A 14,570-nucleotide genomic window follows, 5' to 3' on the forward strand; every position below is an offset into this window, starting at 1 on the left:
CCCTATGAATCAAAGTTTTCCTGCCAAACGGGCACCGTCCCAGAACCAGTGAAGGCAGCTAAGAAATTTTGTGTACGGTACGGCTTGCCTTTTCATAGAACAATGGCTTGTCATGATTGAAGAGGCGGATTAGAACATGAATGGTGAACCACACATCAACTGCAAATACCAGAAGATGAACGATAGGCGCGGTTGTCATACTGCTGCCAAGCAATGAAATGTTTATCCCGCCAAGCCCGAGATAGAGCAAGCCATTGCGAATAACCAGTTCCCGCAAGGTTGCCGGCTGCTCCTGGCCGCTAATGCGGATTCTTACGACAAGCTTGCCCGGCGTCATCCCTTTCATAGCATAGGGCAGCACGATGAAATACAGTGCCGTAAGTACAAAATACGCTGCTGGCAAATGAATCAGATTGGCAGCTACGATTAGAGGGAACAGCAGCATCCAATCAAGCATCAGGGCGATGGCGCGCCGTGTATAGCTGACTCTCTTCGTGGAGAGATCGACATTTTGGTCAAGCTGGTCAATCCGCGGCAGGATAGCGGAAATCCATGCGGCAAGCACGAATCCGATCATGCCGCCAAGTGTATTCAACATCAGATCATCCACATCAAACAGCCGGTAAGGATAATCAAAGAAACCGTACAGGGCGGTTACCTGAGTAATCTCGAAGAACAGGGAGAGACTGAAGGAGGCCACCAGGCAAGTGATCCACCGGGTACGGAAATAATAGCGCATGAACATGCCAAACGGAATAACAAGGGCGATATTAAGCGCAACCTGCCAGAATGCCCGTTCTTGAAAAAGCCGCCAGTAGGTCGAAGGCTCACTCGGGACAATACGGGTTTCACGCATAATATCCTCAATGAAGTGAAATGGAATCCATTGCATATAAGATTCGACATTGGGCGGGGCATTATGCCGTGTAGACGGCAGCGGCAGAATGACCAGATATAGAGCGTTCATTAAATAAAGCAAAAATAAATATAGCATCCATGCCCGCAGCTTGTTAATATAACCGTGCCTTCGATACTGCACAATAAGAAACGGGAGCGTAAACAGCATCGCAGCCACCGGGAAGGTCAGAAAAGCATACGAGATCGGATACAAATAAAACTTAAACATTACAGCACCTGCCATACATCATTTTGCAAAACCTTTTCAAATCATACCATACATCAGCATGGTCGTTTTTTAAAAATTCATAACCTTTTCTTTAAAAAACGACTGAAAATTCCTTTATTCGGGCAAAAAAATGCCGCCAGCATTACGGCTGGCGGAGGATAAACACATCTTAAAACTTGTCCAGCGGAATTGAGAATTCCGGCATTCCGAGCGCATAAGGCGTATATTCATACAAGGAGAAGTAGACGATGACAGCATTGCCGCGCAGATAGAAGCGCTGGTCATCACCGATGGAGTCAAACGGCTCGATCAATTCGTAGCCGCGCTGCTTGATCTGCTTCTTAATCTCCGTATTGATAATCTGCTTGTACGCCGAATTATTTTTGGCAACTTCCTTCAATGTAATTTCCTTGCCGGTCTTCAAATCAAAAGTATGGGATTGCATGTCATAGATGCCGTGGGCACCGCCTGTATATTGCGCGACATCAAAATGCATGCTCAGCCTGTCGTTCTGATTATACGCAATGGTGTAATTGACGCCGTAATACAGCCCGCCGTCTTTAGGGACATCGGCATCCTTAATCTCCTTGTACATATCTTTTCCGGCCTGCTCATACTTTTCGGCTTCCTTCTCCAGGAAGCTGTTGATTTTATCTTGTGCTTCCGGCTCGCTCATGCCGGTAATTTGCGGATATTGAATGACAAATTCCCTGCCCGGCTTAGATTGATCGATACGCTTATTCGTCAAAATCAGCGAATTCTCGATAATCGGTGTAATGGTTACGAGCTGTTCCTTGTTGCTGTATCCAATCTCATAGCCCATCTGCTCCAGCAGAAAACGCAGCGGCAGATAAGTGGAGCTGTTCATTTCCACAACCGGCTTGCCGGTAATCTGATGGCCGTTTATTTTATATTCCGGGCTCTGATTAACCATGGTCATCGTCTTGGTAGGGCTGCTCACCGTAACCACCTTGGTTTTCTTGTCCCAGGTGGTGGTCAGCCCGAGCTCATCGCTCAGAAAGCGAAGCCCGACATAAGTGTCGCCGTCCGGGGACAGCCCGCCGGGAACTTGCATGCTTTTACCGTTTACTTTAATGTTCAGCGTCTTGAATTTAATCGTATAGTCCGATGCTGCATAAGCCTTCGTGTCTGTGATGGGTGTCGCTGCTGCAACGGCACTGAGAACGATTGTGGCAGCTATCGGCGCAGCAATCCATTTCAACAGCTTCTTTTGCTTTCCTGCTTTGCGGTTCATCCGTCTGTCACGCTCCTTGTTGTGATCGGGATAGGTTCTATCATGCCTTATTGCAAATATAGACGAGCTATCCGTTTGGCAAGTTTCATCGCGGTTATGATTTCATCATAACGAAAGTTTACCGCAGGAGCAATTTTCCTAGTCAGCAAATGAACAACTTTGATGTCAGGCAACTAGATTACTATTTTTTTAAAATAAGCGTTTCTTGCCGCCAGAAAATAAACGGTCTGCATTACCAAATATACAAGGTAAATGATTCCTGAATAGAGCCAGACCTCAGCAAAAATAACATTGCTCGTCGCCTTCATGGCGAAAGCGGCATGGATTCCGCCGACAAGGCATGGCAAATAGAACAGGGTGGCAATCTGTGCCGTCACAATCCGGCTCATCTCGCTGCGGGTCAGGCCAATTCGCCGCAATGCCTGTAATTGTTGGCGGTCCTCCTCCAGCTCGGTGAACAGCTTGAAGAACAGCAGGCTTCCAGAGGCAACGAAGAACAAAATGCTGACGAACACAGCAATAAAGAAAAAGAGGGAGCTGATTTGGCGGAAGCCTGCATATTCCTTGGACCGGGATACGAAGTCTGTCTTGTGCGCATCGGGAACCTGCTGTGCAATTTTCTCAATGGACTCGGTGGCCTTCTCCCAATTTTTGAGCTCGAATCCGTAGAAGACATGTTTGCTGCCGTCCGGTACTTGGACTGCCATTTCGGCATATTGCTTGTCATTGACGATGAAAATTGTGGATGTCTGAACTACAAATCCCTCTAACTGGCCATTCATTTTGAACAGCATGCTTTGACCCTCAAGGGTATAGCTAATTTGTTCACCCGGATGAACAAACTGCCGGTTCATACCATAGATGGGGTAAAGGAAGCAGGCATGCCCATAAGCAATATCGACAGGTTCGATCTTGTCCATCCGGCTGGCAAGCGCATTATAGTCGCTCTGGGCAATGACGACAGTATCTACGGTCCTCATCATGGCGGGAACTGTGGCTTTAATCGGAATACCGATGACCTTGGTTTCGTAGCGTATCTCCTCGCCGTTGTCCTTCAGCATCTGGCGGACAACATCCGGATCAATAACCCGGTGGCTCTCCAGTCCGACCTCATGAATTCCGATTGTTTGCGGATAGCGCTCCAGCATTTGCGTCTTGGTCCCATTGAGCAGCACATTGAGAAAACCTGAAGATGTAAGCACAACAGCACAAAGTACAGAGACGAGAAACAATACCAGCGCATTGTCTTTCAACTTGAACATCATTTGCGAGATGATAATCATATTCGTCCTGTTATAATAGAACTTTTTGCTCGACTGCAGCAGCTTGAGAATCACAATACTGGACTGGGTAAACAGAAAGTAGGTTCCCAGCACGACAAGCCCTGTAATCGGCAGTATCAGGACCAGCATCTGCCGCATATCAAGTGTGTAGGCGAGCCAATAGCCGTACCCGATCGTAACCAGTGAGAGCAGCACCAGCCATACCGAGAATTTCGGCAGTCGCTTGGGCTGCCGGGAAGCAATGAGCAGCTCACGGATTTCCAGCTTTCCGGCCTGATGCATGGAGATGAGTGTGATCAGCAAAAACAGGGTAAAGTAGCCCGCAATTGTAAGCATAATAGCTTCTGCCGGCCAGTAGAAGGAAATCGGCTGTGCCAACCCGATCAAATCCGAGACCAGCATGAAGAACAGCTTGTTGAACAACAGTCCCAGCCCAATGCCGCTTGCAGTGGAGAACAGGCCGATCAGCATATTTTCATACATGACCATCTTGCGCAGCTGCCCTTTTGTAAATCCGAACAATGTAAACAGCCCAAATTCCTTTTTCCTTGATTTCAGGAAGGCGGAGCAGGAGTACAGGACGAAGAAAAAGGAGAAGATCAGAATTATAATTTCACAGGCCACCATGGCAAGCGCTACCGCTTGGCCTCCCATAATCTGTCCGGCATGGATGCCGGGGTGGAAAATAACAGAGGCATAGACAAAGAACACCATGACAGAAAAAACACTGCTCAGAAAAAAGGAGATATACTTGTCTTTGTTGCCTATGACATTGTTAATGGCGAGCTTGCGAAATGTCATTGAAGCTTCCTCCCAGTACACTGAGCATATCAAGTATTTCCTGAAAGAAGCTGTTCTGATTCGCGCCACGGCGTATCTCCGAGAACAGCCGGCCGTCCCGGATAAATATAATTCTGCGGCAGTAGCTGGCTGCGAACGGATCATGGGTAACCATCAGAATGGTAGCCCCCAGCTCCGTATTGAGCTGCTCCAGTGCTTCCATCACATCCTTGGCTGCCTTGGAATCCAGGCTCCCGGTCAGTTCATCGGCGAGCAGAATCGAGGGACGGTGAATCATGGCTCTGGCAATGGCGGTACGCTGTTTTTGCCCTCCGGAAATTTCATAGGTCCGCTTGTCCAACAATTCAGTAATCTTGAGCAATCCAGCGCTTTGAGCCAACCGCTGCTCCAATTCCGCCGGATGCATTTTTTCAAGTACGAGCGGCAGCAGAATATTGTCTCGCACCGACAGGGTATCGAGCAGGTTGAAATCCTGAAAAATAAATCCGAGCTCCCGCCTTCTGAACAAGGCCAGCTCCTTCTCCCGCAGTGCAGTGGGCTGGGTGCCGTTAATCTCTACGCGGCCGGAAGTCGGCTTGTCGATTGTAGCTAATATATTCAGCAGAGATGTCTTGCCGCTGCCGGACGGGCCCATAATCCCTACGAATTCTCCTTTGCCCACTTGCAAATCAATGCCATCAAGTGCGGTATACAGCAGGTTTTTCTTCGTACCGTATACCTTGGAGATGGCTTCCGCTTTTAATACAGGTTGACTTTCCATGATAAGCTTTCCCTCCAAATCAGGTTGTTGCCGTTTGTATACTCTATCCTACCCTTCGGAGGGTGATATAGCCTATCGATTTACCTTGCATTGGCCACTTCTAAGCTTACAATTTTGTCACCAAGCTTCTCTGACCCGGATAAATGATGGACACTTCGCTCGGTAAAGCGGATCGTTACCGTTGTGCCTTGTCCCTCCTGCGACTGAATTTGGAGCTGATGGCCTAGTTTCCGGCATACCTCGTACACCAAATACAGGCCGATGCCTGTGGACTCCCGGGTTCTGCGTCCGTTCTCTCCCGTGAAAAACGGCTCGGTCACGCGGGGAAGATCTTGCTCCGGGATACCAATTCCTTGGTCGGTGATGGACAACAGCGTTTCCCCCGTTTGACGCGCAATATGAATACGCAGCTGCTTGCTGCCTTCCTTGGACCTCGAATATTTGATCGCATTGGATAGCAGTTGATTGATGACAAAGGCGAGCCATTTTTCATCCGTCACGACCTCTGCCTGGTCCCCGGTGAGAGAAGGGTATATATGGGCTTGGATCAGCGTAGTCTTATACCTGTTCACCGCTGTCCGCAACAGCGGGAACAGGTCAACTCTTGCAGCGCGCACATCATTCTCGAACTGTTCAAGCCTTGCCTCATGAAGGACAAGCTCCAAATAATCCGAAATTCGTCCATTTTCCTCACGAATGCTGTGCAGCAGTTCAGCGATTGGCTGACTGCCAGGGGGCTGACTGCTCTCCTGTGTAAGCAAATCGATAACCGATACCGGGGTTTTAATCTGGTGTACCCACCTGTTGGTAAAATGGCGGCGTCTCTCTTCAGCATCCCGGTACTGTTTCAGCAAGTCCTTGTACTTCCCGTACTGCAGCTCCATTGCACGGATGAGAAGCTTCTGCTCCCGTGTCACCCCCGGCTTGAGCAGAGCCATGGCATCTATCGAATCGCTCTCCAATAGCTCCTGAGCACTGCGGTAGAAGGCGGCCTGCCGGAAATAATCAAACAATAGTGCAGCGGCGGCAAAGCATATGGTAAGCAAAAATAAATAGGCGACACTGCTGCTATTATCGGATGTGCCTGCGGGAACAATGCCTAATACAGCAACGGTTACAATACATACGGAGCAGGCCAGGAACAGCAGAATATAGATCAGACGGTCGGCAACAAAATGGTATAGCGGGTAGGTTTGCTTCTTCATCCTGCTCCTCACCTCTCTGACCAGACCATGTTCAAACGGTAGCCGCTGCCCCGGACGGTCTCCACAGCATCCAGAATGCCTAGCACTTCCATCTTCCTGCGCAGCCGGGTGACATTGACGGTAAGTGTGTTATCATCGACAAAATGAACATCATCCCACAGCGCTTCCAAAAGCTGCTCGCGGGATACAATGTTGCCTGCCCTGCGTGCAAGCATGTCATAGAGCCTGCATTCCTTATGGGTCAGTTCAATTTGCTCATCCTGCCAGCTCAGAAGATTCCGGTTCCGGTCGAGAATGAGTCCGCTTAGCTCAAACAGGTCGCGATTCTCGGCAGGGAGTGAGTATTCGCCGTAAGCGCGCCGCAGTGAGCCTTTAATCTTGGCCAGGACGACCTCCAGATGAAAGGGCTTGGCAATATAATCATCCCCGCCATTCTCGATGGCCATCACCTGATCCATCTCTCCTGTGCGGGCGGAAATAAATAGAATGGGGACATTGGATACCTGACGAATTTGCCGGCACCAGTAGTAGCCATCATAACGTGGCAAATTGATATCCAGCAGGACCAGGTCCGGCTTTTCAGCAATAAACTGCTCCTTGATCGCAGCAAAATCTTCTACGCGAATGGTCTCATAGCCATATCGCTCCGTATAGTCAGCCAGAATATCAGCAATTTTCTTATCGTCTTCAATGATCATAATCCGGTAGCTCACAAACATCTCTCCGTTCCCCTAAGCGTAAAAAATGACGCTTCCTTTACGTGGCACATACGATGTATTTTCCGCTTTCAACAATAGAGCGGGCGATATGTGCTTGTCTGTATCTTATACAACTGCCGGCGGAATGGGAAGGGGAAGAGGGACTATCGGCTGCGGACACGCCGGGATTTGGATAGCTTGGGGCGGGACTGTGGGGGCTGCTTGCGCACCCACTTGAGGAAGGGGGCAATTGACGGATCGCTACGCAGTGCGGCAAGAGATGTCAACTCAAGGGTGATTAAATCATCATTCGTATAAAGGGCATGAATTTGGCGATGACATGCGGAGCACAGCTTGGCCGTAGGCAGGGATGAACCGCCCTTTTCACGGGGTGTAAGATGGTGGACGGTTGTCTGTACGCCGCTTCGTCCGCACAACTCACAGCTTGCCTGCTCATCCGATTTGGACATGCGTGCGGGACCTCCTTTAACATTAGCGATAGTGCCAACAGGCGACAATAGCAGCTATTGTTTTCACCTGTCATTAAAAGTATGGGGCAAAATGTGCGGGTTCATAAGCAAAATTTCGAGGCCAGGTAAAAAAACAAAAAACGTGTCCGGCAGGGAATGCCGGGACACGTTTACAATCATTTATATCTTCAGAACCGGAAGCAGGTCTAAATCTTGAATACTGAAGTTCTCTCCTGCAAATGATGGGAGGCTTCCTTCAGATTATCGGAAAGCTCTTGCAGCGCATGGGATACCTGCTGCTGCTGCTCCGAGATTTCGCCCATGCTGCCCATCCGTTCATTCACATCAGATGAAGTGTTGGTCAACGTTTCGACCGATTCCACGATGAGGTTCATTCCGCGGCTGATTTCACCGATGGCGACGGAAATATCGTTCATCTGTTCGGACAAAATACTGCTTTGCGACTCAAGCTGCTCGAAAGTCAGACTCGTGTGCTCACCAGCTTCCTTAGTCTGCTGAATGACATGGCCGAACGAGGACATCTGGTTACGGCTGCGCTGCAGATCAACCTGGATATGTTTGAGCTCTGCCGAGATATTTTTGGCGATTTCATCCGTCTGACCGGACATCTTGCGAATTTCTCCGGCTACGACCGCAAATCCGCGGCCATGCTCGCCCGCTCTTGCTGACTCGATGGAAGCATTGAGGGAAAGCAGGTTCGTCTGCTCATTAATATCCTGAATGCCCTGTAAAAAGACGGAAATATTGCTATAGCGGGTCTCTACCGCTTTGAATGCCTGCATCAAGCCGTCGAACTGCTCAATGGTCTGATTCATCTGCACCATCACGTCATTCATGCGTTGCAAGCCAAGCTGAGAGGACTGGCGCATCCGCTGCATATCCTCATTAATATGCTGGCTTGATGCATCGATCTCCTGCGAACTTGCAGATACCTGCTCGGTAATTGAGGAGATGGAGGATGTTTCGTCATACTGGGACGCCAGTATCGTTTTGCCGGTTTCAATACTATCCCGCACTGCTTCGGATGCCTTCATATTTTGCGATGATTTCTCGTCCAGCGTTTGGGATATGCGCAGAACCTCATTCCTCACATGGTGGGTCGAGCGTATTGTGGTACGCAGATTCTGTCCCATTTCGGACAGCATCGTATCGATGGCTCCAAATTCATTAGACTTCTTGTACGTCTCCGAATAAGTAAAGTCGCCATCCTTGTAAGCATTAATGCGGCCGGTAATGCTTTTAAGCCCGGAGCGGATGTTCATGCTGACACGGTAGGACATCAGGAACGGCAGTACAGCAAGAATTAAGACGTTAACCAGAATTACCGCTGTCGTCATGCTGACACGGTCTGATAGTCCCTGTTTGGTTGCGGCTACATCCTTCTCAAAGCGTTCATCCAGCTTGTCGGACGAGTATTGCAAAATAATCGTATAGGTTTCAATTAGCTTCTTCATCATCTCGCTCTGGTCCATCTCGACAATACTCTGTTTCATATTGTCTTGAATGCTGACAAGATTGTTATAGGCCATGTTGATGACATTAACCTGATTATAATATTTAGTTTCGTCAGGTTCTGGTGGGAACTGAAGGTCAAGTGCATCGAAATCTTTCTCCAACTGCTCCAGCTGCTTCGGAATGTTCTCCAGGTTTTTCTGAATGGTTGCCTCTTTTGTATCATCAGCACTGGCGTTGCCTTCCTGAATGGATGAGACCATCAGCAGCATCGTCTCCAGAAGACGGTCGCTAATCGAACGGTAGCTCCGTTCCCGCTCTGCAAGCAGGTTCGTGTCTTCAATATCCTGAGTAACAATCCGGTTGAGCGTAATAATGGTAATGCCTGAAGCGACGTTAAAGACCGTAATGATAGCCATGACCACAATCAGCTGCTTGATAATGCCCCCCTTTAAATTAATGAAAGAAAATTGGGGGAGTTTGAGTCTGTTTGCCTTCGCTTTTTCCACTTTCATTCTCTCCGCTCCTTGATGTCGAACCCCGAGAGCAACATAGAACAAAAAATGGCTATCCCGATAAGGATAGCCATTTGACATCTATCTCACGATCGGCAACCTGGCAGCCATAGCATTAGCCTTAGGCCCATAGCTTTGCGTGCATGCTTTTCAGCAAGCTTGCCATTTTCAGTTCTTGATAGTTATCTATGTATGGTTTTTTCGTTCTGGTTGAGCCATCATTCTTGTCTGTTTCCCAAAACAGGGACTATCTGATCAGCTCACCACATAGATTATATGCCAGCCTGAAAATTTTGTAAATAGTTGTCGAATTTTTGTGTAATTCTATTCTTTATATAGTCATGCAAGCTCGGTTTCCTGTCTCTCTATGCGTCTCGGGTAGGAAATCGGAATACCCATTTGTTTTAATTCTTCAATAAGTGCCTTGCGCAGTTCCTTGCAGGCGGTGAAATAAAACTCATCCTTCACCATGCAGGTGACGGCATATTTGGCTCCCAGAGCACCGTTCTCCACATCCGTAATGCCATAGAGAGTAGGGGGTTCGACAGGCTGTCCTGCATCATCCATCAGGAAGAAGTGGGGCATGGCTGATACCATGCGTGCAGAGATTGTCCGGGTAGCCCGTTCGATAAGAGCAGGTTCTGTCTCATAAGGCACATTAATATTTACAATGGCACGCATGCGCTCCCGGTTGAAATTCTGGCTGACCTTGATCTCTGAATTCTGGATGACGACGACATGCTGGGCCCAGGTCCTGATCTTCGTGGCCCGCAGCCCGACACTGACGACAGTACCGTTAATAGCGCCATTATTAATATTGACATAGTCCCCTACAGAGAACTGGTCTTCAAATATGATGAAAAAGCCCGTAATCAAATCTTTGACAAGCGTCTGTGCACCAAAGCCGACAGCCAGGCCGATGACGCCGGCGCTTGCAATGATCGGGGCGACATCCATGCCGAGATTGCTCAGGCAAAGCAAGGCAGAAATGATAAAGATGACATATCGGGTAAAAGAAAGGAGCAGGGATTCCAGCGTATCCTGCTGTTTTTTTTGGAGCCGTGTCAGCAGGAATACTCTTGAAATAATCAATTTTCGCGCCCGCAGCGCAAGCCAGGTAAGTGTAATGATCAGGAGCAGAAGCAGTGATTTGCCTGCCAGCATTTGCAGCAGCTCTGACCAGAAGTCCCAGGTTGTATATTTGACGAAGCCGTCCAATACGGCAGCGACTGTGGCGTTTTGATCTGTTGTCAAATGGCCGGAAAATAAATGCATGGCAACCTCCGAAACGATAATAGTGGGGTCGCCGTTATTCTTCCAGGCGGCCTTCTTCATTGTAACAAAACGAAGCAAGGGGCGTCGAACACGAACTGGAAGACAAGACGGCGCCAAAACAAAAAAGCCAACCCTTGTATTACGGGTCGGCTTGAAATCCGTTTCAGACTATGGCGCTGTACGTGCAGGCAAGGCGAGCAATTCAGCAACTTCATTCTTCCAGCGCTCCACATAGCTTCCTGTAGCCCATTGCATCATGACGATCGATTCTCCCTGCTTTAGCGGCAGCTCCAGTGCCGGCTGCGAAGCAAGGGAATTATTGTTGAGATAGAACGAGACCTTTTGCCCGGTTACAACCGCAACCGTCTCTCCGGCAGGTGAAGAATAGGCATCCGTTGCTTGCGGCATCCGCTGCCAGATTTCCTCCCAAGGAGCGCTCAGTCTGTCGAAAGAGATCAGCTCCTCAGGCAGTACTGCCGGAATTTCGGGCAGCTTCCCGCTCAGGCTGCTTTGCTCAGTCAACTGGGCGGTCCAGCGTCCGGGTTTGCGCAGCAGCGTCCACTGGATTTGATCCGCAGTTCCGTCCTCCTGGAGGTCCTTTTGCTCCGGCAGAAAATCGGAAAGCGGCATATGCAGCTCTGTATCGGCAGAGAAGCTAAGGGACCGGTCAGCGGCAAGCTGCTCGATATGCTTGACCCAGACATAGGATTGAATCTCCTTAGCCGCCTGCTGGCCTGCTACCTGTTGTTCTACGGCTATGTAACGGTTGCCGGCGAAGGTTAGCTTCTCGGAAGTTAGTGTATCTCCTCCACCCGATAATTCGGCGGCATCGGCCATAGCAGCATTTTCTGCCTTTTCAGCACGACGATCATCCTGCTGCTTCTTCGATACAGATGGCTGGGTTACGGATAAAATCTGCACCTCTTTGCCTGAATGGGTTTTGTCCTTGGTGGCGATTTCTTTAAAGCCCATTTTGTAAGGCATCAAAATGCCGTCACCACTCGTAATCTGATGCAGATTTCCGGCATCCGGCGCTACGAGTACCGTGCGGTATTCACTATAAGGGTACCGCTGCTCATCCCCGGTGTGATCGGTGCGCAGGCCAATGAGAAGGGCGGACTTGAAGGTTGAATTCGGGCTGTCAGCGTCCATCTTGAAGGCGCCTGCCGTGCCATAGCCGCCAGTTCGTTCGGCTGTTTGCTGCAGCTCCTTGTTCGGGGACGGGAAAATATTCAACATGAAGAAAGCGGCAAACACCATTGCACCGACCAAACCCCCGGTAAGCGCGATGCGGAATTTCCGGCGGGAGCGGTGTGCAACCGACTCCTGATCAAGCATGCTGGCGTGTCGCAAAATTTTATCTTGTAGTGCTTTATCAAAACCATTTTTTCTAAAAGGAGGGGCTTCAAGCGGTTTTAGTTCATTCTTATCGCTCGGATGCATGTTGATGTCGCTCCTTTATTTGGGATAATTTCAAGCGTGCATGATGCAATCTGGACTTTACTGTGCCCTCGCTGACGTTAAGCAGACCGGCAATTTCTTTGAGAGACAACTGATGATGTGCAAATAGTATAATTGCTTCACGGTTTTTCACCGGGAGCTCCATGACCATGTTCCAAAGGTCGCTGGTAGTCTCCAGCTGCATCACTTCCTGCTCGGCCGATGCGTGGCTTTTGCTGTCATTTGTAAAGTAATCGACCAGTGTAATTTTGCGGAAGTAGGCAGAACGTCTATAGTCGAGCACCGTATTGCGGGTAATGGTCAGCAGCCAGGTCTTAATCGAGGACTCACTGCGGAAGGTGAACAGGCTTTTATATACCTTAATAAATACTTCTTGTGTGATATCATCGGCAACTTCCCATTTCTTGGTCATGCTATAGGCGTAGTTCCAAACATCCTTCCCGTAGGCCGTCATTAGCTCATTCAGGATTTCTTTTTTGTCTTCACTGTCGTTCAGTGCCTTCAGGTAATCAAATTTTGTATCGGAACTCAAAACGGCCACCTCTATTTATAGACGAAATTATCGTCGGCTCGGTTCATCTTTTAATCATAACTTTTTTAGTCCACACAAGTTCCATATTATAAATTGTTCGGACTCCTATTCATATAGATTATAGGCTAATGAATCCCAAATTCAAATAGGTGTCGGGTGGGAACGCCTTCATTGCAGCAAATGACCCATAAATAACCAAAATGCTCCGCTGTGAATGGGGATTTGGCTGTCTCCCGGTCAGGGAGCCCCAAAAACCATCAACAAACGGAGCGGAATTCCTGCTTCGTGGAATAATTCCATTAAATAAATGTTTATTCCAGCTTTGCCTAGCTGCCCAAAATGTTCTTATATACCTCAATGGCCCGTGCGCGGGAGGTTTTCAGATCCACAATAGCGTGGGAGAGGGGCTGGTGGATGTCACGCGCAAGCAGACTTGCCAGCTCAGGAAGCCAGCGGCGGATATAATCCCCTTGCGGATCATGGGCTGCTGATTGCGAGGACGGATTCATAATCCGGAAATAGGGAGCCGCATCATAACCGAAGGATGAACTCCACAGCCAGCCGCCCCGGTTCAGCACATGGTCATAATCTGCCAGATGGGTGCGGAAGTAGGCTTCGCCAAGGGTGAGCGGACAGAGCAGGTTTTTGGTCAGAAACATGGCGGTCACCATGCGCAGCCGGTTGGGCATCTCGCCTGTTTGGTTGAGCTGGGTCATGGCTGCATCGATAACCGGGATGCCGGTCTGTCCTTTGGTCCACGCCTCGTAATGCGTATCATTCAGGGAGGACATATCATATTGCTGCTCACAAGTGAAGAAATCATTGCTCATGGCTGCCTGATACAGGTAGAAGTCCCGCCAGGCAAGCTGGCGCAGCCACGCCCCTGCCCCGGGAATGTCAGCGGCCGCCTCATAGGCTGTCCTGGCTGACAACGCCCCGCTGTTCAGAAAACGCGAAATGCCGCTTGTGCCTTCATTGGCATAGGCATCCCGCTGATCCTCATACGCATGGACCCGTTCTGAAACGAACTGACTCAATACCTGGCGGGCATTCATGCCGCAGCCTTCGTCGCGAAGCCGCTCGGCAGTCCGGCTCCAGGCGGCGGATACTGCCGTGGGCAGCCTGTAGCGTTCCAAGATCGCCTCGTCCAGATCATGGACAGTATCCAGATCAGAGATCGCAGCTGTGGCAGCCCCGTTGTAATAAGTCTGCATAAAGCTGTTCCATTTGCGGTAAAACGGGGTAAATACTTTGTAAGGCTCGCTGCGGCCGGAGTATTCCTGCAACTGCTCAAGCGGAGCGAGTGGCAGGTCTTCTATAAACACCGCAGGCACACCGCGGAGAGAGGCTGTGGAAGCTATAGCCGCATCCCGCTTCTTTGCATAAGGGGTATAGTCGGCATGTGCTACAATGCCCTGAATGGGATATGCCTCCAGCAGGTCAGCCGTAATTTGCTCCGGCCTTCCATAAATAATATGAAGCGTTCTGCCTGCTTCCTTATAGGCGCCATCGAGCCTTACTGCATGTTCGAGGAACTGCTTCCCGCTATGTGCATTCAAACGTTCTTCCGTCAACAGGGCAGGATCGAGAATGAGCACATGCAGGCCAGGGAGCTGGCGTCGCTTGAGAGCGTCAAAGGCGCGCATATCACAGGTCCGCAGATCCTTCCGGTGAATAAACAAATACATGGGGGAAATCTCCTGTCTTGTTGATATA

Annotated in this window: 12 protein-coding genes and 1 riboswitch; all 12 genes read right to left on the reverse strand. The window is 49.5% G+C overall.

The genetic code is table 11. The annotated features are described in order from the left end of the window. Window positions 1-58 precede the first annotated feature (58 nt). The 12 genes from H583_RS0109235 to H583_RS0109290 all read right to left on the reverse strand — a co-directional run bounded on the left by H583_RS0109235 (window position 59) and on the right by H583_RS0109290 (window position 14,542). Complete coding sequence (locus H583_RS0109235; RefSeq protein ID WP_028560221.1) at window positions 59-1,126, reverse strand: VanZ family protein; 1,068 nt, start codon at window positions 1,124-1,126, stop codon at window positions 59-61. Window positions 1,127-1,295: 169 nt separating this feature from the next. Further along, window positions 1,296-2,381 carry a PdaC/SigV domain-containing protein gene (locus H583_RS0109240; protein ID WP_028560222.1) on the reverse strand — a complete coding sequence of 362 codons (1,086 nt, stop codon included), beginning with the start codon at window positions 2,379-2,381 and terminating at the stop codon, window positions 1,296-1,298. A gap of 173 nt (window positions 2,382-2,554) precedes the next feature. Further along, window positions 2,555-4,465 (reverse strand): FtsX-like permease family protein, encoded by a 1,911-nt coding sequence (locus tag H583_RS0109245; protein ID WP_028560223.1) that lies wholly within the window; start codon window positions 4,463-4,465, stop codon window positions 2,555-2,557. After that, complete coding sequence (locus tag H583_RS0109250) at window positions 4,440-5,225, reverse strand: ABC transporter ATP-binding protein (protein ID WP_036709024.1); 786 nt, start codon at window positions 5,223-5,225, stop codon at window positions 4,440-4,442. The genes H583_RS0109245 and H583_RS0109250 overlap by 26 nt, the downstream gene beginning before the upstream one ends. 80 nt (window positions 5,226-5,305) lie before the next feature. After that, a complete protein-coding gene (locus H583_RS32405) occupies window positions 5,306-6,430 on the reverse strand; it encodes a sensor histidine kinase (RefSeq protein WP_051236237.1) in 1,125 nt (374 codons plus the stop codon). A gap of 8 nt (window positions 6,431-6,438) precedes the next feature. Next, the gene (locus H583_RS0109260; RefSeq protein ID WP_028560225.1) at window positions 6,439-7,149 is read right to left on the reverse strand and encodes a response regulator transcription factor; all 711 of its coding nucleotides are present in this window, start codon (window positions 7,147-7,149) and stop codon (window positions 6,439-6,441) included. Between the two features lie 143 nt (window positions 7,150-7,292). Further along, on the reverse strand, window positions 7,293-7,598 hold the full coding sequence (locus H583_RS0109265) for an HNH endonuclease (RefSeq protein ID WP_028560226.1): 306 nt from the start codon (window positions 7,596-7,598) through the stop codon (window positions 7,293-7,295). 206 nt (window positions 7,599-7,804) lie between these two features. Then, complete coding sequence (locus H583_RS0109270) at window positions 7,805-9,586, reverse strand: methyl-accepting chemotaxis protein (RefSeq protein ID WP_028560227.1); 1,782 nt, start codon at window positions 9,584-9,586, stop codon at window positions 7,805-7,807. A 91-nt stretch (window positions 9,587-9,677) separates the two neighbouring features. Next, window positions 9,678-9,760, reverse strand: a riboswitch (cyclic di-GMP riboswitch). A 165-nt stretch (window positions 9,761-9,925) separates the two neighbouring features. After that, the gene (locus tag H583_RS0109275) at window positions 9,926-10,861 is read right to left on the reverse strand and encodes a mechanosensitive ion channel family protein (protein ID WP_081667064.1); all 936 of its coding nucleotides are present in this window, start codon (window positions 10,859-10,861) and stop codon (window positions 9,926-9,928) included. Window positions 10,862-11,029: 168 nt separating this feature from the next. Next, window positions 11,030-12,304, reverse strand: coding sequence for a hypothetical protein (locus H583_RS0109280; protein ID WP_028560229.1), 1,275 nt, complete (start codon window positions 12,302-12,304; stop codon window positions 11,030-11,032). Further along, complete coding sequence (locus H583_RS0109285) at window positions 12,288-12,854, reverse strand: RNA polymerase sigma factor (protein WP_051236239.1); 567 nt, start codon at window positions 12,852-12,854, stop codon at window positions 12,288-12,290. Before H583_RS0109285 ends, H583_RS0109280 begins: the two co-directional genes overlap by 17 nt. Window positions 12,855-13,180: 326 nt before the next feature. Then, window positions 13,181-14,542: a cryptochrome/photolyase family protein gene (locus H583_RS0109290; protein WP_028560231.1), complete on the reverse strand. Its 1,362-nt coding sequence runs from the start codon at window positions 14,540-14,542 to the stop codon at window positions 13,181-13,183. Window positions 14,543-14,570 lie beyond the last annotated feature (28 nt).

This window comes from Paenibacillus pinihumi DSM 23905 = JCM 16419, assembly GCF_000422505.1.
In the GTDB taxonomy this organism is placed as follows: domain Bacteria; phylum Bacillota; class Bacilli; order Paenibacillales; family Paenibacillaceae; genus Paenibacillus_D; species Paenibacillus_D pinihumi.